This window comes from Devosia sp. SD17-2, from assembly GCF_029201565.1.
Lineage (GTDB): Bacteria > Pseudomonadota > Alphaproteobacteria > Rhizobiales > Devosiaceae > Devosia.
The window spans coordinates 180,929-198,075 of the sequence record NZ_CP104002.1 but is presented as its reverse complement, the minus strand read 5'-3'; the positions used below and the strand labels follow the sequence as shown (position 1 = coordinate 198,075).

The following is a 17,147-nucleotide window of genomic DNA, read 5'->3' as shown; positions in this document are numbered from 1 at the left end:
CAGGCCGTCTTCCATGTCCAAGCGCAACCCGAAGCGCCTGCCGCACGATTTTCACCTCTGGACCACGGTGGCTGCCACCGTGGATCCGCTCCGGCGCAAGGGCCTGCTCAAGCACGGCCAGGGTACGCTCCCGGTTCCTGAAGCCGAGCCCCCTCTCCCCGACATCAAGGCTCCGCCGAAAAGGCTACCACCGCGACAGCCCTTCCTCGCGCCCTATCAGGCGCCCCGGCAGCCCTCCACCCTCCCAGAAAAGGCAGTCGATCCGGCCATTCACAAAAAGGTCCGGCGCGGCAAGATCGAGATCGACGGCACGATCGATCTGCATGGCATGACCCAGGCGGAGGCGCGCCAGGTGCTCCACCGCTATATTTCGTCCCGCTTCAGCCGGGGTGACCGGACTATTCTGGTGATCACCGGCAAGGGCGTGCGGACCGACAATGACTATGTGATGGCCATGACCGAGCGCGGAATCCTGCGCACCATGCTGCCCATCTGGCTCAACGAGCCGGGACTTGCCCATATGATTTCCGGCTGGAGCATCGCGGCGCGCGGACATGGTGGCGACGGAGCCTGGTATGTGAGGTTGAGACGACCATGACCCCGCTCGGCGCAAAATTGCGGGCCATGCGTGAGGCCCGGGGCATTTCGCTCAAGGAAATGGCGGCAGCCCTCAATGTATCGAGTGCTTACCTGTCGGCGCTGGAACATGGAAAGCGCGGCGTGCCGACCTCCTTCCTCCTCCACCGCATCATCGCGTTTTTCAACGTGATCTGGGACGAAGCCGAGGAATTGCAGCGCCTGTCGGAGATCTCCGACCCCAAGGTGACGATCGATACAGGCGGCATGACGCCGGAAGCGACCGAATTCACCAATCGCCTGCGCGACAACATCGGCCGCCTCGACCCCGAGGACGTCAAATTTCTGCGCGATGAACTGGTCAAGCGCGCGACGCGGAAGCGGTCCTGATCCATCACCACGGCCGTTCCCCTCCCCATGAGGGAGAGGCTTGGGAGCGCCCGGGAATCGCTCCGGTGGAGCGATTTCAGCGAGCAAGGCCCGGTAGGGCTGGATCGCGCACAGCGCGAGACGGGTGAGGGGTTCTTGCCCATACTGAGTTGCCCTACTAAATCCGAACCCCTCATCCGCCCCTTCGGGGCACCTTCTCCCTCAAGGGGAGAAGGAAGATCGCGTATAGGGCACGATTTGCAGGCTGGACTGACCTGCACTCATTTCCCCTCATCGTCATCACCCAGCTGTCCGGGTGATCCATGTCTCAGCAAACTGGATTGCCCAGACGAGCAACCGTGGACATCACTGTTGGAATGCCGGTTCCTGTCGGGCGATGGCGTTGAGGATTGTGATGAGTTTTCTCACCGTTGCGATCATGGCGAGTTTGAAGGGTTTTCCGCGCAGGCGCAGTCTTTGATAGAAGTCGCCGAGAACGGGGTCTTTCACCTTGATGGCGCTGAGCACGGCCATGTAGGCGATATCGCGCAGATGTTTTCGTCCGCCAAGACAGCGGCCGTTGCGATCCGATGCGCCCGATTGGCGGGCATAAGGGGCAACGCCGATGAGTGCTGCGGCCACCTTGGCGGAGACCTTGCCGAGCTCGGGCATGTCGGCCAGTAAGGCGATCGCCAGAACCGGACCGACGCCGGTCACCTGCCGCAGCCGCGCCTGGCGCTGCTGGAGCTGGCGATTGTCGGCGAGAAGGGCAGTGATGGCCGCTTCGATGCGTTTGATCTCCAGGGCGATGGCCGCCAGACGCTCCTCGATCAGGCTGCGCACAAGCGGCTCGTCGATGGTATCGAGCTGACTGACAAGGCCGCTCTTTTCCGCAACGATCCGCCGCCGATGGGCTGTGAACGCGCTCAGCCTTTGTCGGATCGGATCAGACACATAAGGGGTCAAGCTGGCGCGCACGGCCTGCAGATAACGCGCGATCAGAGCGGCATCGATCTTGTCGGTTTTGGCCAATTGGCCGATACCCCGCGCGTAACTGCGGATCCGCGCCGGGGCTAGAACATGCACTTCAAGGCCAGCGGCATGCAGGCTCTCGGCCACGCGGGCTTCATAGCCTCCCGAGGCTTCGAGCCCGATGGCCAACGGCCCCAGTCTGGCCAGGCGCTGCGTCAGCTCGGCGAGCGCCTCCGGTCCAGTGCTGCAACGCCAGGATTTGCCAGCGGGATGGGTATGAACGTCCAGATGCGTCTTGGAAACGTCGATGCCAACGAAGAGGGTGTCGTGTATCATGACCTTGCTCCCAGGCTTGTGGTGCGGGCAACAGCCCGATCAACCGTTCGGGGTCAAAGGGAGCAGACAGGGCCTTGCTCGTCCTCGGCTGTGACAAACCAGCCGGACAAAACGGCCTCCTGACTGCATCAGCCGGGATGCGCAACCCGGCTGATGCCACCACTAAAGCACAGATCCTCCACACAAGCCGGGCAAAGACGGCGTGCTGGGGACAGCGGCACAAAACAAAAAACCCCCGAGGCTGGCCCCGGGGGTCTTGTCGTCAGATTGGGTGCTGGCTCAGAGAACGAACTTGGAGAGGTCCGTGTCACCGGCGAGGACGCCGACCTTTTCGCGCACGAAGGCGGCGTCGATGTTGACGGTCTGGCCGGCGCGGTCGGGTGCGTCAAAGGAGATTTCCTCGACCAGCCGTTCCATCACCGTCTGCAGGCGTCGGGCACCGATATTCTCGACGCTCGAATTCACCTTCACCGCCGCATCGGCAATGGCTTCGATGGCGTCATCGGTAAAGCTCAGCGTCACTCCTTCGGTCCCCATCAGCGCCACATACTGGCGCACAAGGCTGGCCTCGGTGTCGTTGAGGATGCGGATAAAATCTTCGCGCGTGAGCGCCTTCAGCTCCACCCGGATCGGCAGACGACCCTGCAGCTCGGGCAGCAGGTCCGATGGCTTGGAGACGTGGAACGCGCCGGACGCAATGAACAAGATATGGTCGGTCTTGACCGGTCCATACTTCGTCGCGACGGTCGTGCCTTCGATCAGCGGCAACAGGTCCCGCTGCACGCCTTCGCGCGAGGGGCCGCCCGATACGCCACCCTCGCGGGCCGCGACCTTGTCGATCTCGTCGATGAAGACGATACCGTGGTTTTCCACGAGCTCGATGGCTTCGGTCTTGAGCTGGTCCTGGTCGAGCAGCTTGTCGGCCTCTTCGGCGATCAGCGGCTCATAGGCGTCCTTGACCTTGACCTTGCGCTTGACCCCACGACCGCCCATCGCCGACTTGAACATGTCGGAGAGGTTGATCATGCCGATGCCGCCATTGGGCATGCCGGGGATTTCAAATTCGCCAGCGCCCGGCGAGGGCTGCATCTCGATCTCGATTTCCTTGTCGTCGAGTTCGTTATTGCGCAGCTTGTTGCGGAAACTGTCGCGGGTCGAGGGCGTCGCCGAGGTGCCGACCAAGGCATCGAGTACGCGCTCTTCAGCATTGTGGTGAGCCTGGGCCTGCACATCGCGGCGACGCTTGTCGCGCAATACGGTGATGCCGGCCTCGACGAGGTCACGAACGATCTGCTCGACGTCGCGGCCGACATAGCCCACTTCGGTGAACTTGGTGGCTTCGACCTTGACGAATGGCGCCTGCGCCAGCCGCGCCAGGCGACGGGAAATCTCCGTCTTGCCGACGCCGGTCGGCCCGATCATCAGAATGTTCTTCGGCGTCACCTCGCGCCGCAGCTCGGGCGGGAGCTGCTGGCGGCGCCAGCGATTGCGCAGGGCCACGGCGACGGCGCGCTTGGCATCATTCTGGCCGACGATATTGCGGTCGAGCTCGGAAACGATCTCGCGCGGCGAAAAATTGGTTTCAGACATTGCGGTTACTTTCCAGAGTGCCTTGCTGTTGGACCGGGTCGCGATCCAGGAAGCGCACCATCATGTGTTCGTCGATAAAACGACCGTTCACGAAGAGATATCTGGGCTCGGTGCCATAAACGCTGAAACCGAGCCGTTCGTAGAGCTTGATCGCCGGGACGTTTTCCGCCCAGACGCCGAGATGGACCTGCAGGACGTGGTGCCGCGCGTAGTCGATCAGATGTTCGCAGAGCTGTTTGGAAAGGCCCGTGCCGCGATGCTCGGGCCTGACATAGACCTGCACCATCCAGCCGCGATGACGCTCCTTGAGAGTGTCGTTGCGGATGAAGGCGTTGAGGCCGACGAGTTCGCCATCCGAAGTCTCGGCGCCAAACACCGTGACGTCCTCCAGCATCTGGCGGACTTCCGCGTCACTGCGCTGGGCAAAACCCTCCGCGCTGGTGAGGAAAGCCTCCGGATGATTGGTGAGCGCTTCCATCCTTATGGCCCGATAGGCCACCAGATCGTCAACGCCGAGCCTGCGAATGGAATAGCTCAATTGCCGAGCTCGATGGTTTCGACGCTCACATTGCCATTGGTGTAGACGCAGATTTCCTCTGCGATCTTCATGGCCCGACGCGCGATATCCTCAGCATCGAGATCGGTCGCCTGATGCAGCGCCAGAGCGGCCGAATGGGCGTAATTGCCGCCCGAGCCGATGGCGATGACGCCGTGATCCGGGGTCAGCACGTCGCCATTGCCGGTCAGCACCAAGGTATCGGTCTTGTCGGCCACGATCATCATGGCTTCGAGTTTTCTGAGATATCGGTCGGTGCGCCAATCCTTGGCCAGTTCGACGGCGGCGCGCATCAGCTGGTCGGGATATTGCACCAGCTTGGCTTCAAGCCGCTCGAACAGGGTAAAGGCATCGGCGGTGGAGCCGGCAAAGCCGCCGATCACCTTGCCGTCGGCGAGACGACGCACTTTCTTGGCGCCGTGCTTCATCACGGTGGGGCCCATGGACACCTGGCCGTCGCCCGCAATCACCACCTTGTTGCCCTTGCGGACCGACACGATCGTGGTGCCGTGCCAGCCGGGAAAATTGCTATCACTCATGGGGGAGGTACTCCGAACTGTTGGGTACTATTTAGGGGCCCGCCCGGTGATTGCAACGGTCCATGCTGCGATGGCTACATTCCTTCAGCGACCTTTTCGGCAAGGGCTATCGCAATGTCGCGGTCAACAAACGCTGTCTGCACCGTGACGCTGTCGCCCTGGTTGACGAAACTGATGCTGAAGGCGTGGTCGGGGTTGGTCGCTTCGTTGGCGTCTTCGATGATGTAGGCGGACTGCCAGGGCCCCTCGAGCTCGTGAACATAACCCGGCAGCTGCTCTTTCTGCACCGCCAGATAGATGTTGAACGCTTCGACCGCCTGGTCCTTGTCGATGCCCTCGCTCTCGGCCGTCACCGAGTGGATGTTGATGATTTTTCTGTCGTCCCCCTTCCAGGCGCAGAACGACATGCCCGGGGCCGGATTTTGCGTTTCATAGATCTCGTAATCTTGGCCCAGCACATTGGCCAGCAGCTCCGGGGTCGCCATCTCGCAGGCCTCCCGACTTTGGGCGAGTGCCGGCGCGGAGAGGCTGAGGGCGACGAGCAGGGAAATGGCAAAGCGCATGAAAACAATCCGATGAGGGGCAATGCCGCCGATGCTCATCGACTAATGTGGCCGTCTCGGGACAGACAATGGCATCGCCATCTTTATGCCAGGCTGCAAGTCTGCTACTCAGCCGCTCAACGCCGGAGGACCTCATGCGCACAGCGACCATTGCCCGCAAGACCAACGAGACCGAGATTTCCGTTTCGATCAATCTTGATGGCACCGGCACTCATGCCATGAACACCGGCGTTGGTTTCTTCGACCATATGCTCGACCAGCTCTCGCGCCACTCGCTGATCGACATGGACGTCACCTGCAAGGGCGACCTCCACATCGATTTTCACCACGCGGTGGAAGATGTCGGCATTGCCCTGGGCCAGGCCGTCAGAGACGCGATCGGCGACAAGAAGGGCATCCGGCGCTACGCCTCCTGCGACCTGCCGATGGATGGCACCCTGACCCGCGCCGCGCTCGACGTGTCGGGCCGTCCCTTCCTCGTCTTCAAGGCCGAGTTCTCCCGGGACAAGATCGGCGAGATCGACACCGAGCTCTTCCAGGAGTTCTTCCAGGCCTTTGCCATGAACGCCGGGATCACGCTCCACATCGAAAACTTCTACTTCGACAACAACCATCATCTGGCCGAGTCGATGTTCAAGGCGGTTGCCCGGGCCCTGCGCGATGCGCTTGAGATCGACCCCCGCCAGGCCGACCGCGTGCCAAGCACCAAGGGAACGCTCTAGGCACTCCTGCCCTTTCCCCATTCGGCGTTTTGCACTAAGGGGACCCTATTCCCTCGTGGGAGGCCCAAGGTGACCCTTTTTGCCCTCTACCAATCCGTGGATGATCCCACCGCCCTGCCGGTAGCCGTGCCGGAGCGGTTTTCGCTGTTCGCCGCTCTGCTGCCGCCGGTCCATGCGCTGACCCATCGCCATTGGGACATGCTCGGACTTTTTGTCATTGGCCTTGGCGCTACTGTTCTGACGACGCGCTTTTTGGGCAGCGATGCCGGGTTCTGGCTCTATCTGCTGGTCGCTGTCGCGTTCGGTTTTGCCGCCCCGGGCGCGCAACTCCGCGCGCTCAAGCGCCGTGGCCACACTGCCATCGGCCATTCTTTTGCGGCCAATGAAGATCTTGCCCGCCTCGCCGTTCTGGAGAAACGCCCATGAGTTCTGTCGCCATTATCGATTATGGCGCGGGCAATCTGCGCTCGGCCGCCAATGCCTTTGAGCGGGTTGCTGGCTCTCTGACCAATGGTCCCGAGATCATCGTCACCGCTGACCCGGAGATCGTCCGCTGCGCCGATCGCATCATGCTCCCCGGCGTCGGCGCCTATGCCGACTGCAAGGCCGGGCTCGATGCCGTGCCGGGTATGGTCGAGGCGCTGGAAGAGCGCGTCCTCAACAATGGCACGCCTTTCCTCGGCGTCTGCGTCGGCATGCAATTGCTCGCCAGCGAAGGCCGCGAAAAGACTGTGACGGCCGGTCTCGGTTGGATCCCCGGCGCGGTCGAAAAGATCACGCCGTCAGACCCGAAGCTGAAAATCCCGCATATGGGCTGGAACACGATTTCGATTGTCCGCCCCCATGCCCTGCTCGCCAATATCCCCGACGGGGAAAACGGGCTGCACGCCTATTTCGTGCACTCCTACCACATGGTCACCGAGAGCCCGGACACGCTGTTTGCCACCACCCAATATGGCGGCAGTGTCACCGCCTGCGTCGGTCGCGACAATATTTTCGGCGCCCAGTTTCACCCCGAAAAGAGCCAGGCCCTGGGCTTGAAGCTGATCGAAAATTTCCTGGGGTGGACGCCTTGAACCTGTTGAGCGCGGTCTCCCCTTCTCCCCTCGAGGGAGAAGGTGCCCCGAAGGGGCGGATGAGGGGGGCCTTCCTTCAAGTCAAAGCTTGCGGCGCCATACCCCTCACCCGTCTCGCGCCTTGCGCGATCCACCCTCTCCCTCAAGGGCAGAGGGGAGTACCGGAGTTCAACCAATGATCCTTTTCCCCGCCATCGACCTCAAGGACGGCCAGTGCGTGCGCCTGAAACTGGGCGACATGAACCAGGCGACCGTCTTCAACGACGATCCCGCCGCCCAGGCAAAATCCTTCGAGGACCAGGGCTTTGAATATCTCCACGTCGTCGACCTCAACGGCGCCTTTGCCGGCGAGAGCGTCAATGGCGGCGCGGTCGAAGAGATTCTCAAAACCGTGAAATTCCCCGTCCAGTTGGGCGGCGGCATTCGCAATCTCGGCCATATCGAAGCCTGGCTCGACAAGGGTCTGGCCCGCGTCATCCTCGGGACGGTCGCCGTGCGCGATCCGGCGCTGGTGAAGGAAGCGGCCCAAAAGTGGCCTGGCCAGGTCGCCGTCGGCATCGACGCGCGAAAGGGCATGGTGGCGGTGGAAGGCTGGGCCGAAACCTCCGAGCTCAGCGTCATCGAACTCGCCAAGCGCTTTGAAGGCGCCGGGGTTGCGGCCATCATCTACACTGACATTGATCGCGACGGCGTGCTCGCTGGCATCAATTGGGACTCGACCCTTGAGCTGGCCCGCGCCACCTCCATCCCGGTGATCGCGTCGGGCGGTCTCGCCTCCATGGCCGATATCGAACGGCTGACCCAGCCCGATGCGGCCGTGCTCGAAGGCGCGATCTCCGGCCGTGCGCTCTATGACGGGCGCATTGATTCACGTGAAGCACTCGCGCTTCTGAAGGCGTCGGCCTGACCATGGCCGGCCCGCGGGGATTTCCCTGGCTGGGCTACGGGATCGCCCTTGTGGTGATCCTTGTCTTCACCTTGTCTCCAGTGATCGCTCTCGTCTTTGCCGGCCCCGGCCCTGGCGGCGCGCCGATGACCCTCACCGAACTCATGGCCAGCTGGGGCGTTCTCGGCTGGCTGATATTGAGCCCTGTCGCGCTCGGCGGCATGGCGCTGCTTGGCTGGTTCGCGGCCCTTGCCATCCATCTCCTGGTCTGGCGCCGGCGCAGAGGGAAGGGTCGGATATGACGGACGCTCCAAAATTCCCCTGGCGGGTCTATATCGTTCTCGCCATTCTCATTATCGTCATTGGCCTGCTGCCGCTCTTCGGCGTGGTCTTTGCCGACACTGTTGCCAATCTCAACGGCTGTACGCTCAATGAGGGCACGGTCCATGTCTGCATGGTCGGCGGCAGCGACTGGGGAGGCATGCTCTATGCGCTCTTCGTGCTGGCCTGGTTGCTGCTGGCGACCCTGCCATTGGCGGGCGGCGCCCTCCTCGTCCTGCTCGTCATTCTCATCATTCATTTCATCGCCTGGCGGCGGTCTTCGAAGGTTTCCTCATGACACTGAAAACCCGCATCATCCCCTGCCTCGATGTCGCCGGCGGCCGCGTGGTCAAGGGCGTGCAATTCGTCGATCTCGTCGATGCCGGTGATCCCGTGGAAGCGGCCATGGCCTATGACGCGGCCGGGGCCGACGAGCTGACCTTCCTCGACATCGCCGCCAGCCACGAAGGCCGCGACACGATTTTCGACGTCGTCGCCCGCACCGCCGAACATTGCTTCATGCCCGTCACGGTCGGTGGCGGTGTGCGCTCGGTTGAAGATATCCGCAAGCTCTTGCTGGCCGGCGCCGACAAGGTGGCGATCAATTCGGCTGCCGTGAACGACCCCGATTTCATCGCCCGCGCCGCCGACAAGTTCGGCAATCAGTGCATTGTCGTCTCGGTCGATGCCAAGCAGCGCAGCGATGGTGGCGAGGGGTGGGAAATCTTCACCCATGGCGGCCGCAAGCCGACCGGCATTGATGCCGTGGGATTCGCCCACCGCATGGTTGAGCGCGGCGCGGGCGAACTGCTCGTCACCTCGATGGACCGCGACGGCACCAAATCCGGCTTCGACCTCAAGCTGACCCGTGCCATTGCGGACAGCGTGGAAGTGCCGGTTATCGCCTCGGGCGGCGTCGGCACGCTGCAGCACCTCGTGGACGGCGTTACCGAAGGACACGCCAGCGCCGTGCTCGCGGCTTCGATCTTCCACTTCGGCACTTTCACCATTCCCGAGGCCAAGCGCTACATGATCGAGCATGGCATCGACATGCGCATGGACGCCCCGGCGCCCCGGGCGTAAACGGCGTCAGACCAAGGTTGCTGGTGACATCAGGCACCATTCCATGGTGACGTCCGGCAGCATTCCGTGTTTTAAGCCACCTCAGGCGGTGGGTGAGGAGACCTCTCCGAATGACTTTGGAAGAACTGGAACAGCGCGTTGCGTTGCGCGCTGCTGCTTCGCCTGAGGAAAGCTATACGGCAAAACTCATTGCCCGCGGCATCAACAAGGCCAGCCAGAAGCTGGGCGAGGAAGCCACCGAGGCAGTGATTGCCGCCGTGACCGGCGACCGTGCCGAGCTGGTCAAGGAAAGCGCCGATGTGCTCTATCACCTGCTTGTCGTGCTGCGCGCCTCTGGCGTGCCGCTGGCCGAGGTGATGCAGGAACTCGACATGCGCACGGCCCAGTCCGGCCTCGCCGAAAAAGCCGCGCGGAAGGAAAGCTGATGGCCCGCCGTTCCCCAGCGCTTGATCCCTACCACCATTTCACCATTGCCGAGTGGAGCCAGCTGCGCAACGGCCAGCCCATGACGCTGGCCCAGAGCGATATCGACAAGCTGCGCGGTCTCAATGACCCGATCTCGCTCGAAGAAGCCGAAGAAGTCTACCTGCCGCTGACCCGGCTGCTCTCTCATTACGTTGAGGCCATTCAGGACCTCCATAATGTGGCCTCGCGCTTCCTCAAGAAGCCCGACCACAAGGTGCCCTTCATCATTGGGGTCGCCGGCTCGGTTGCGGTGGGAAAATCCACCACCGCCCGTATCCTGCAGGCCCTGCTCTCGCGCTGGCCATCGAGCCCGCGTGTCGATCTCGTTACCACCGACGGCTTTCTCTATCCCAATGCCGAGCTCAAGCGCCGCAATCTGATGGACCGCAAGGGCTTTCCGGAAAGCTACGATCGCTCCCGCTTTGTGAACTTCCTCGCCGATATCAAATCCGGCAAGGAAAAGGTCGCTGTCCCTGTCTACTCCCACCTCGTCTATGACGTGGTCGAGGGCAAGGAAGTGGTCATCGGCCGTCCCGACATCCTCATCGTCGAGGGTCTCAACATCCTCCAGCCGGGCGAATTGCCCAAGACCGGAAACCCGATCCTCTTCGCTTCGGATTTCATCGATTTCTCGATCTATATCGACGCCGAGACGCATGATCTCGAAGCCTGGTTCATGGAGCGGTTCTTCCGCCTGCGCGAAACCGCCTTCCAGGATCCGAACTCGTTCTTCCGCCACTTCGCTTCGATGAGCGAAACTGCGGCCGGCGCGCTGGGTCGGGAAGTCTGGCGCACCATCAACCTGCCCAATCTGGTTGAAAATATCCTGCCCACCAAAGGTCGCGCCGACCTGATCCTCAAGAAGGGCGCAGACCATCTCATTTCCAATGTGAGCCTGCGCCGGGTGTAGCATCGGCACTGCGCTCTCCGAGGAGAGAACGAATATCCGAGTCCGGCGCGCTAGCGGCGCTGGGCGATGATGCAAAAGCCATTGCCGAAGGGATCGGCGCAGAAGGCCACCGGTCGCGGTCCCTCGGTAAGGAAAAGGCGCTCCACCACCCCGCCCGCCGCGGTGACCTGATCGACAAACGGCGTCAGCGCATCGACATGGAAATCGAGATGCACCGGGGTCCAGTGTCGCGCGTAGCGGCGGGTGTCGCTGCTCGTCTCAGAGCTCTGCGACCCCTCGGCCTTTTCATGGACGGAGATGCTCGTCGTTCCCGCATCAAGTATGGCCATGGTCGGAAACGGTCGCGCCACTTCCTCAAAGCCGAATAGGCCCTGATAGAACGCCAGCCCGCTCTCGAGCGACGCGACGTCTATGCTGATGTTGACCCTTCACCTCGGGCTTCATTGTCTGTCTCCCTCATCATTGTCCCTGACAGGAGAGCGACGGGCCAGCCTCGGGTTTTTCGACAGGCCCGGCTAATAGGTCCCGGGCTGCGGCTGGCTCAGCACGATGAGGTTGCCGTCGGGGTCGCGCAGTTTTGCGGTCTTGAAAAAATCGCCGATCGCCTTGGCCACCGGCTTGATGCCGAAGATCTCAAGACGCCCCAGTTCATCTGAAATGTCATCGACGATCAGCATGACGACGCTGGCGCCGGCCCGGTCTGCATCGGTGGCAACATGCACCCAGCTGCCGCCGGGCAATTTCCATTCGGCCACATCGGCCATGGGCCGGGCGTCGGCGGGCCGGCCGAAGAGATATTCATACCAGACAAGGGATTCGCTGAGGCTTTCTACGGCGATACTGGCCAGCGCATTCGTGATGGTCATTCCGGTTCCGTTCGACTGCTTCGGGCTCAGCCTAGTCATTGTTTCCAATTGTGTCGATTGTGACGCGCAGTTGGCGTCGGCGCGCGGCACTGCTATAGGCGGGGCGGACGGCAAGGAGATTTGGCTATGGCGGGATTGCGGACCATTATTGCGGGCGCAGGCGGGCGCATGGGCGCTGCCAATTTGAGGGCCGTGGCCGCCCATCCCGACATGGTCCTTGTGGGCGCGGTCGATCGCCCCGGCGCTCCTGCCCTGGGCAAGGATGCGGGGCTCCTGGCCGGTCTCGAAGAACTCGGCGTTCTCGTCAGCGATGATATTTCCGCGCTCCTCGACAGCGCCGACGCCATCATTGATTTTACCGCCCCTGCCGCCAGCGTCGCCCTGGCGCAGAAGGCTGCCGAGCGCGGGCTGGTGCACATCATCGGCACGACAGGCTGCTCCGAGGCTGATGACAGCGCCATCGTCGATGCCGCCGCTGCCGGCGCACGCATTGTAAAGTCGGGCAATTTCTCGCCGGGCATGGTCGCGCTCGCGGTGCTTGTCGAAAAGGCCGCCGCCGCACTCTCCGACTATGATGTCGAAGTGCTCGAAATGCACCACAATCTCAAGGTCGATGCCCCCTCGGGTACGGCCCTCATGCTGGGCGAAGCTGCTGCCAAGGGGCGCGGCATCTCCCTCAAGGACAATTCGGTCCGTGTCCGTGATGGCCACACCGGCCCGCGCGAAGCCGGTACCATCGGCTTTGCCACCCTGCGCGGCGGCAATGTCATCGGTGATCACATGGTGATCCTCGCCGGCGCTTCGGAGCGCATCGAGTTGACCCACCGCGCCCAGGACCGCACGATTTATGCCAATGGCGCCATTCGCGCTGCCCTCTGGGCCGCCCGTCAGCAGGCGGGGCTTTATTCCATGGCCGATGTGCTCGGCCTCAACGACTAAGGGACAGAAAACAACATGACCGGCACGCTGATCCTCGTCCGCCACGGCCAGAGCGAATGGAATCTGGAAAACCTTTTCACCGGTTGGCGCAATCCCAACCTCACCGAAAAGGGTGTGGGGGAAGCCCGCGCCACCGGCCAGGCCCTCAAGGCCGGCGGTTATGCGCCTGACCTGTTCTACACTTCGGCCCTCCGCCGCGCCCAGCACACGCTCGACCTCATCCTCGAGGAAATGGGCATCCTCAACGTCACCATCACCCGCAATATCGCGCTCAACGAACGCGACTATGGAGACCTCTCGGGTCTCAACAAGGATGATGCGCGCAAGAAGTGGGGTGAGGAGCAGGTGCTGATCTGGCGCCGGTCCTTCGACGTGCCGCCTCCAGGTGGCGAGAGCCTCAAGGACACTGCCGCGCGCACCCTGCCCTATTACGAGGCCGAGATCGTGCCGCAGCTCAAGGCCGGTAAAACCGTGCTGGTTGCCGCCCACGGCAACTCGCTGCGCGCGCTCGTCATGGCCATCGAGGGCCTGACCCCCGACGAGATCCTCGCCCGCGAAATCGGCACCGGCGAACCTACGGTCTACAAGATCGGCCCCGACGGCAAACTCGTCGAGCGCGTCCTGCTTTAAGGCAATTGCCGAGGGGCACCCCTCCTAACCTCCCCCTGAAAAAGGGGGAGGGACCGATCGAGTGCGTTGCGCTGGCAGAGCGCCGCTCATCGCTCTTTTGGCCCTGTCCACGTTCTCCCCTCCATCGTCATCACCCGGCTTGTCCGGGCAATCCACTTGGCGGCGGTATGGATCACCCGGACACGCCAGGTGATGAAGAAAGAATGGTGGCTTCGAAAGGCATGCGGCCCGACAGCCACCAGCCGGTCCCTCCCCCTGATTCAGGGGGAGGCTAGGTGGGGGTACCCACCCAAGGATTCACGTGAAACTTCGAACCGTCCCGCAGGGCAAAACGCGCCAGTGGCGCGTTTTGAGGTGAGAAGGCCATGAGAGCTACGCTCGAATGGCAGCGAAGGCCATCCTGCAGGGCAAACCCGCGAATTAACGCGAATGGCACGGGAGCCATTGGCCCCAAAAAATCAATGCGCCGCCGAAATCACCCCGGCCTCCCAGCCCAGGATTGCCCGCTTTCGCGGTACGCCCCAGTGATACCCGGTCAGCGCGCCTGAGGTCCCCACCACGCGGTGGCAGGGCACGACGAAGCTGATCGGGTTCTTGCCCACCGCCGCACCCACGGCCCGAGAGGCTTTGGGTCTTCCGATGGATTGGGCAACACTCGAATAGGTGGTCGCCTGCCCCATCGGGATTTTCAGCAGGCGGTCCCATACCTGCACCTCAAAATCCGTGCCGATCAGCACCACCCGCACCGGCTGTTCCGCCGACCAGCGCCCAGGCTCGAAGATCTGCGCCACAAGAGGCGCGATGCTCAGATCGTCCCGCACGAAACGGGCATTGGGCCAGCGATTAGCCAGATCGGCAAACGCCTCATCGACGCTCGTCTCCGCATCGGCAAATCCCAGCCCCGACACACCATATTCAGTCGCCGTCATCACCGCCGTGCCGAAGGGTGAAGGGGCCACGCCCCAGATCATGTCGAGCCCTGCCCCGCCTGCGCGGAACACGCCCGGTGGCATGGCTTCATAGGCGACAAAGAGATCGTGCAGCCGCGAGGTTGAGCTGAGCCCCACCTCATAGGTGGTGTCGAGGACGCTGGCCTGTCCCCGCAGCAGGGACTTTGCATGGTCAAGCGCCACCGCCTGGGCAAAGCTTTTTGGGCTGAGGCCGCACCAGCGCCGAAACAGCTCGGTCAGCTGGCGTTCACTCAGGCCCATCGCGCGGGCAAAGGCGCCGAGATCGGTGGCGTCAGGCCCGGTTTCGCTGAGGTAGCGGATGGCGGCGCGGATAATGTCGTAATCGTCCCGGGGGACCAGTGTGCCGAGCTGGTTCATGGCTGGGCCTCTCATCGGATCAGTCTGGCGCTGTTCTAGGGCAGCCCAGCCGGCGCAGCGACCCGGTTTTGACCATCAGGCGGCGCGGCGCGCCCGGCGCAGCGCCTGGCCGAACGCGCGGGCAAAGCTCGCCTTGTCGTCGGAACTGAGGAAAGCTCCGATCTCGACATTGTCCTCGCCATGGCGGAGGTGGACGGCAGTGGTGCGTTCATTCTCGTCGCGGATGAGCACGAGGCGCACGTCACGCGGGGCAAAACGCGCGAGGCTGCGCTCCTGACCGGGGCCACGCAATGACAGCTCGATCTGCTCGGGCCAGACGGTGATCTGTTGGATGATCCGGTCGCGCCGGGCCTGGCGCATGCTCAGCGCCACCAGCGCAGCGGCGGCAATGGCGAATGCGACGGCACCCGGCAGCAGGAAATCCGGCACCGCGATCAGGAAGGGGACAGCGACAATGGCGGCAATGATCAGCGACACCCAGCCGCCGGCCGGGCGCAGCGAACGGTCGGGTCGCAGCGTGGCGGAAAAGAGCGGAGCAGTGGTTGTGGCTTGCATCGGCATGGCTGTCTCTCCAAGAACTATTGGCAGAGATTCGAAGGCGAGAGAATGGCAACCGCGAAAAAAGTTAAGAAATTGAGCCGCGCCGACGCCGAGGCCATCTTTACCCGCTTTCACGAGATCGAGCCGGAGCCCAAGGGCGAGCTCGATTACGTCAATGCCTTTACCCTTCTCGTCGCGGTGGTCCTGTCTGCCCAGGCTACCGACGTTGGGGTAAATCGCGCTACGAAGAATTTGTTCCAGCTCGCCCCCACGCCGGCTGCCATGGTGGCCCTCGGCGTCGAGGGGATCGAGACCGAAATCAAGACCATCGGGCTCTATCGCAACAAGGCGAAATTCGTCTACGCGCTCTCCCAGCAGCTGATCGAAAAGCACGGTGGCGAGGTACCCGACGTGCGCGAGGCGCTCGAGGCCCTGCCCGGCGTCGGCCGCAAGACGGCCAATGTGGTGCTGAACATTTTCTTCAAGCAACCCACCATTGCGGTCGACACGCATTTGTTCCGGGTAGGCAATCGCACCGGGCTCGCGCCGGGGGCAACGCCATTGGCGGTGGAGCTGGCGCTCGAGAAGCAGGTGCCGGAGCGTTTCATGCTCCATGCCCACCACTGGCTGATCCTGCATGGTCGCTACATCTGCAAGGCACGAAAGCCTGAATGCTGGCGGTGCCCCATCGCCCAATGGTGCCGGTTCGAACCCAAGACCGAAAACCCGGCCCGCAGCTGATCCGACTCAGGCCCCATAGCCCCTCGCCATGGCGGCGGCGAAAATGGGGACAAATACCAGCGCCACTGCCTGGAGATGCACATAGCGCCGTGCGGCTGCAATCTCGCCGGCGGGTGGTGCCCCCTGCCCGGCCTTGAGCCATTTCCGTATGGCGAGCGTCGGCGGAATGGTGAGAACGCCCATGATAGTGAAGGCGCCGATCTTGGCCCAGAAGGCCCAATTGCCCAAGTAATACCCGGGATCGCCGGTGCCGAACCAGACACGGATGACGCCAACGATGATGACCAGCACCGCCAGTCCTCCATAGGCCGCGTCAATCTTCGAGAGCTGGCTGACCTGTGCTGCCGAAAGGCCGGGGCGGATGAGCGCGAACTCGGCCGCGAAAACGCCCACCAGGGCAAACACCGCGACATGGTGGGCGCAGGCAAGGATAAAGCTCCAGTCCATTTGCGTCCCTCGGCTCCGGATGTTATCTATGCTCACACTCTATTCTTGCCATGTAAACAATGTCAACTTTATCAAATAGCCCTTATCATCACGGCAATCTGCGGCAGGTCCTGCTCGAAACCGCCCTCTCCATCCTTGCCCGCGAGGGAGAGGCGGGGCTCGGCCTGCGCGATCTCGCCCGGGCTGTTGGCGTATCGGCGGCCGCGCCCTATCGTCACTTTGATAGCCGGGCAGCCCTGCTCGAGGCTCTGGCGGTCACGGGCTTCCAGCGCTTTGCTGCGCGCATGCGCGAGGTGATCGACAGCCAGCCTGATGATGTGCTGGCCGCCATGGGCAAGACTTATGTCGTCTTTGCCCTCCAAAACCCGAACCTCTTCCGGCTGATGTTCTCGCCGCAATTGAAAAAGGATGCCCGGCCCGGCCTGCGCATGGCTGCTGACGCGGCTTTCGAAACGCTGCGGGAGGCAGTTGGCGGCGAGGATGCGGCAGCCCGCACAAGAACCCTTGCCGCCTGGGCCAAGGTCCACGGCCTTGCCGTCCTGCTGCTTGATGGGCAGATCGCCATCCGCGCCGGTGAGGATACAGAGACGCTCATTGCCCGGATCATCGAGAGCCTGTGACCCTAGGGACGCCTGCAGACAGGGCGAAAACATTGCCCGCTTCGGCGCCTTGGGCTAAACCGGCCGGCGGCC

At 62.8% G+C, this 17,147-nt stretch carries 25 protein-coding genes; 15 read left to right on the top strand and 10 right to left on the bottom strand.

The window, feature by feature from the left end:
* Positions 1-13 precede the first annotated feature (13 nt).
* Positions 14-598 carry a Smr/MutS family protein gene (locus NYQ88_RS00995; RefSeq protein ID WP_275653132.1) on the top strand — a complete coding sequence of 195 codons (585 nt, stop codon included), beginning with the start codon at positions 14-16 and terminating at the stop codon, positions 596-598.
* Positions 595-966: a helix-turn-helix transcriptional regulator gene (locus NYQ88_RS00990; RefSeq protein ID WP_275653131.1), complete on the top strand. Its 372-nt coding sequence runs from the start codon at positions 595-597 to the stop codon at positions 964-966. Before NYQ88_RS00995 ends, NYQ88_RS00990 begins: the two co-directional genes overlap by 4 nt.
* A gap of 345 nt (positions 967-1,311) precedes the next feature.
* Here NYQ88_RS00990 and NYQ88_RS00985 read toward each other — a convergent pair whose 3' ends face one another.
* The 5 genes from NYQ88_RS00985 to NYQ88_RS00965 form a co-directional block, all read right to left on the bottom strand.
* Entirely contained in the window at positions 1,312-2,253 is a 942-nt protein-coding gene (locus NYQ88_RS00985; RefSeq protein WP_275651212.1) for an IS110 family transposase, read from the bottom strand.
* Between the two features lie 279 nt (positions 2,254-2,532).
* The gene (gene hslU, locus NYQ88_RS00980; protein ID WP_275653130.1) at positions 2,533-3,843 is read right to left on the bottom strand and encodes an ATP-dependent protease ATPase subunit HslU; all 1,311 of its coding nucleotides are present in this window, start codon (positions 3,841-3,843) and stop codon (positions 2,533-2,535) included.
* Positions 3,836-4,381 carry a GNAT family N-acetyltransferase gene (locus NYQ88_RS00975; protein ID WP_275653129.1) on the bottom strand — a complete coding sequence of 182 codons (546 nt, stop codon included), beginning with the start codon at positions 4,379-4,381 and terminating at the stop codon, positions 3,836-3,838. The genes hslU and NYQ88_RS00975 overlap by 8 nt, the downstream gene beginning before the upstream one ends.
* Positions 4,378-4,938 carry an ATP-dependent protease subunit HslV gene (gene hslV, locus NYQ88_RS00970; RefSeq protein ID WP_275653128.1) on the bottom strand — a complete coding sequence of 187 codons (561 nt, stop codon included), beginning with the start codon at positions 4,936-4,938 and terminating at the stop codon, positions 4,378-4,380. The genes NYQ88_RS00975 and hslV overlap by 4 nt, the downstream gene beginning before the upstream one ends.
* 74 nt (positions 4,939-5,012) lie before the next feature.
* Positions 5,013-5,501 (bottom strand): hypothetical protein, encoded by a 489-nt coding sequence (locus NYQ88_RS00965; protein WP_275653127.1) that lies wholly within the window; start codon positions 5,499-5,501, stop codon positions 5,013-5,015.
* A 134-nt stretch (positions 5,502-5,635) separates the two neighbouring features.
* On the opposite strand from NYQ88_RS00965, the gene hisB reads away from it, so the two are divergent.
* From hisB to coaA, 9 genes are all read left to right on the top strand, one after another.
* Positions 5,636-6,223: an imidazoleglycerol-phosphate dehydratase HisB gene (hisB, locus tag NYQ88_RS00960; RefSeq protein WP_275653126.1), complete on the top strand. Its 588-nt coding sequence runs from the start codon at positions 5,636-5,638 to the stop codon at positions 6,221-6,223.
* 69 nt (positions 6,224-6,292) lie between these two features.
* Positions 6,293-6,649: a DUF2628 domain-containing protein gene (locus NYQ88_RS00955; RefSeq protein WP_275653125.1), complete on the top strand. Its 357-nt coding sequence runs from the start codon at positions 6,293-6,295 to the stop codon at positions 6,647-6,649.
* A complete protein-coding gene (gene hisH, locus NYQ88_RS00950) occupies positions 6,646-7,299 on the top strand; it encodes an imidazole glycerol phosphate synthase subunit HisH (RefSeq protein ID WP_275653124.1) in 654 nt (217 codons plus the stop codon). The genes NYQ88_RS00955 and hisH overlap by 4 nt, the downstream gene beginning before the upstream one ends.
* A gap of 175 nt (positions 7,300-7,474) precedes the next feature.
* Positions 7,475-8,206, top strand: coding sequence for a 1-(5-phosphoribosyl)-5-[(5-phosphoribosylamino)methylideneamino]imidazole-4-carboxamide isomerase (gene hisA / locus NYQ88_RS00945; protein WP_275653123.1), 732 nt, complete (start codon positions 7,475-7,477; stop codon positions 8,204-8,206).
* Positions 8,207-8,208: 2 nt separating this feature from the next.
* Complete coding sequence (locus tag NYQ88_RS00940) at positions 8,209-8,487, top strand: hypothetical protein (RefSeq protein WP_275653122.1); 279 nt, start codon at positions 8,209-8,211, stop codon at positions 8,485-8,487.
* Complete coding sequence (locus tag NYQ88_RS00935) at positions 8,484-8,804, top strand: hypothetical protein (protein WP_275653121.1); 321 nt, start codon at positions 8,484-8,486, stop codon at positions 8,802-8,804. Before NYQ88_RS00940 ends, NYQ88_RS00935 begins: the two co-directional genes overlap by 4 nt.
* Positions 8,801-9,589, top strand: coding sequence for an imidazole glycerol phosphate synthase subunit HisF (gene hisF, locus NYQ88_RS00930; RefSeq protein ID WP_275653120.1), 789 nt, complete (start codon positions 8,801-8,803; stop codon positions 9,587-9,589). Before NYQ88_RS00935 ends, hisF begins: the two co-directional genes overlap by 4 nt.
* Before the next feature lie 110 nt (positions 9,590-9,699).
* Positions 9,700-10,014: a phosphoribosyl-ATP diphosphatase gene (locus NYQ88_RS00925; protein ID WP_275653119.1), complete on the top strand. Its 315-nt coding sequence runs from the start codon at positions 9,700-9,702 to the stop codon at positions 10,012-10,014.
* Positions 10,014-10,964 (top strand): type I pantothenate kinase, encoded by a 951-nt coding sequence (coaA, locus tag NYQ88_RS00920; RefSeq protein ID WP_275653118.1) that lies wholly within the window; start codon positions 10,014-10,016, stop codon positions 10,962-10,964. The genes NYQ88_RS00925 and coaA overlap by 1 nt, the downstream gene beginning before the upstream one ends.
* 50 nt (positions 10,965-11,014) lie before the next feature.
* On the opposite strand, the gene NYQ88_RS00915 is transcribed toward coaA, so the two are convergent.
* A complete protein-coding gene (locus tag NYQ88_RS00915) occupies positions 11,015-11,377 on the bottom strand; it encodes a VOC family protein (protein ID WP_275654979.1) in 363 nt (120 codons plus the stop codon).
* Between the two features lie 102 nt (positions 11,378-11,479).
* On the bottom strand, positions 11,480-11,830 hold the full coding sequence (locus tag NYQ88_RS00910) for a VOC family protein (RefSeq protein ID WP_275653117.1): 351 nt from the start codon (positions 11,828-11,830) through the stop codon (positions 11,480-11,482).
* 126 nt (positions 11,831-11,956) lie between these two features.
* Here NYQ88_RS00910 and dapB point away from each other — a divergent pair, with 126 nt between their 5' ends.
* Both dapB and NYQ88_RS00900 read left to right on the top strand, forming a co-directional pair.
* The gene (gene dapB / locus NYQ88_RS00905) at positions 11,957-12,769 is read left to right on the top strand and encodes a 4-hydroxy-tetrahydrodipicolinate reductase (protein WP_275653116.1); all 813 of its coding nucleotides are present in this window, start codon (positions 11,957-11,959) and stop codon (positions 12,767-12,769) included.
* Between the two features lie 15 nt (positions 12,770-12,784).
* Positions 12,785-13,399, top strand: coding sequence for a 2,3-bisphosphoglycerate-dependent phosphoglycerate mutase (locus NYQ88_RS00900; RefSeq protein WP_275653115.1), 615 nt, complete (start codon positions 12,785-12,787; stop codon positions 13,397-13,399).
* Positions 13,400-13,857: 458 nt separating this feature from the next.
* Here the strand turns inward: NYQ88_RS00900 and NYQ88_RS00895 are convergent, their stop codons facing one another.
* Complete coding sequence (locus tag NYQ88_RS00895; RefSeq protein WP_275653114.1) at positions 13,858-14,727, bottom strand: bifunctional helix-turn-helix domain-containing protein/methylated-DNA--[protein]-cysteine S-methyltransferase; 870 nt, start codon at positions 14,725-14,727, stop codon at positions 13,858-13,860.
* A 75-nt stretch (positions 14,728-14,802) separates the two neighbouring features.
* A complete protein-coding gene (locus tag NYQ88_RS00890; RefSeq protein WP_275653113.1) occupies positions 14,803-15,288 on the bottom strand; it encodes a DUF2244 domain-containing protein in 486 nt (161 codons plus the stop codon).
* Between the two features lie 45 nt (positions 15,289-15,333).
* On the opposite strand from NYQ88_RS00890, the gene nth reads away from it, so the two are divergent.
* Positions 15,334-16,008 (top strand): endonuclease III, encoded by a 675-nt coding sequence (gene nth, locus NYQ88_RS00885; protein WP_275653112.1) that lies wholly within the window; start codon positions 15,334-15,336, stop codon positions 16,006-16,008.
* A 6-nt stretch (positions 16,009-16,014) separates the two neighbouring features.
* On the opposite strand, the gene NYQ88_RS00880 is transcribed toward nth, so the two are convergent.
* Positions 16,015-16,455 (bottom strand): DUF2214 family protein, encoded by a 441-nt coding sequence (locus NYQ88_RS00880; protein WP_275653111.1) that lies wholly within the window; start codon positions 16,453-16,455, stop codon positions 16,015-16,017.
* Between the two features lie 59 nt (positions 16,456-16,514).
* Between NYQ88_RS00880 and NYQ88_RS00875 the strand changes: the two genes are divergently transcribed.
* Positions 16,515-17,075 (top strand): TetR/AcrR family transcriptional regulator, encoded by a 561-nt coding sequence (locus NYQ88_RS00875; protein ID WP_275653110.1) that lies wholly within the window; start codon positions 16,515-16,517, stop codon positions 17,073-17,075.
* The last annotated feature ends 72 nt before the right edge of the window (positions 17,076-17,147 follow it).

Excerpts from the sequence above, each read along its gene's own strand:
- NYQ88_RS00995 (WP_275653132.1), top strand. The coding sequence starts at position 14 with ATGTCCAAGCGCAACCCGAAGCGCCTGCCGCACGATTTTCACCTCTGG.
- NYQ88_RS00990 (WP_275653131.1), top strand. The coding sequence starts at position 595 with ATGACCCCGCTCGGCGCAAAATTGCGGGCCATGCGTGAGGCCCGGGGC.
- NYQ88_RS00985 (WP_275651212.1), bottom strand. The coding sequence starts at position 2,253 with ATGATACACGACACCCTCTTCGTTGGCATCGACGTTTCCAAGACGCAT.
- hslU (WP_275653130.1), bottom strand. The coding sequence starts at position 3,843 with ATGTCTGAAACCAATTTTTCGCCGCGCGAGATCGTTTCCGAGCTCGAC.
- hslV (WP_275653128.1), bottom strand. The coding sequence starts at position 4,938 with ATGAGTGATAGCAATTTTCCCGGCTGGCACGGCACCACGATCGTGTCG.
- NYQ88_RS00965 (WP_275653127.1), bottom strand. The coding sequence starts at position 5,501 with ATGCGCTTTGCCATTTCCCTGCTCGTCGCCCTCAGCCTCTCCGCGCCG.
- hisB (WP_275653126.1), top strand. The coding sequence starts at position 5,636 with ATGCGCACAGCGACCATTGCCCGCAAGACCAACGAGACCGAGATTTCC.
- hisH (WP_275653124.1), top strand. The coding sequence starts at position 6,646 with ATGAGTTCTGTCGCCATTATCGATTATGGCGCGGGCAATCTGCGCTCG.
- hisA (WP_275653123.1), top strand. The coding sequence starts at position 7,475 with ATGATCCTTTTCCCCGCCATCGACCTCAAGGACGGCCAGTGCGTGCGC.
- NYQ88_RS00940 (WP_275653122.1), top strand. The coding sequence starts at position 8,209 with ATGGCCGGCCCGCGGGGATTTCCCTGGCTGGGCTACGGGATCGCCCTT.
- NYQ88_RS00935 (WP_275653121.1), top strand. The coding sequence starts at position 8,484 with ATGACGGACGCTCCAAAATTCCCCTGGCGGGTCTATATCGTTCTCGCC.
- hisF (WP_275653120.1), top strand. The coding sequence starts at position 8,801 with ATGACACTGAAAACCCGCATCATCCCCTGCCTCGATGTCGCCGGCGGC.
- NYQ88_RS00925 (WP_275653119.1), top strand. The coding sequence starts at position 9,700 with ATGACTTTGGAAGAACTGGAACAGCGCGTTGCGTTGCGCGCTGCTGCT.
- coaA (WP_275653118.1), top strand. The coding sequence starts at position 10,014 with ATGGCCCGCCGTTCCCCAGCGCTTGATCCCTACCACCATTTCACCATT.
- NYQ88_RS00910 (WP_275653117.1), bottom strand. The coding sequence starts at position 11,830 with ATGACCATCACGAATGCGCTGGCCAGTATCGCCGTAGAAAGCCTCAGC.
- dapB (WP_275653116.1), top strand. The coding sequence starts at position 11,957 with ATGGCGGGATTGCGGACCATTATTGCGGGCGCAGGCGGGCGCATGGGC.
- NYQ88_RS00900 (WP_275653115.1), top strand. The coding sequence starts at position 12,785 with ATGACCGGCACGCTGATCCTCGTCCGCCACGGCCAGAGCGAATGGAAT.
- NYQ88_RS00895 (WP_275653114.1), bottom strand. The coding sequence starts at position 14,727 with ATGAACCAGCTCGGCACACTGGTCCCCCGGGACGATTACGACATTATC.
- NYQ88_RS00890 (WP_275653113.1), bottom strand. The coding sequence starts at position 15,288 with ATGCCGATGCAAGCCACAACCACTGCTCCGCTCTTTTCCGCCACGCTG.
- nth (WP_275653112.1), top strand. The coding sequence starts at position 15,334 with ATGGCAACCGCGAAAAAAGTTAAGAAATTGAGCCGCGCCGACGCCGAG.
- NYQ88_RS00880 (WP_275653111.1), bottom strand. The coding sequence starts at position 16,455 with ATGGACTGGAGCTTTATCCTTGCCTGCGCCCACCATGTCGCGGTGTTT.
- NYQ88_RS00875 (WP_275653110.1), top strand. The coding sequence starts at position 16,515 with ATGTCAACTTTATCAAATAGCCCTTATCATCACGGCAATCTGCGGCAG.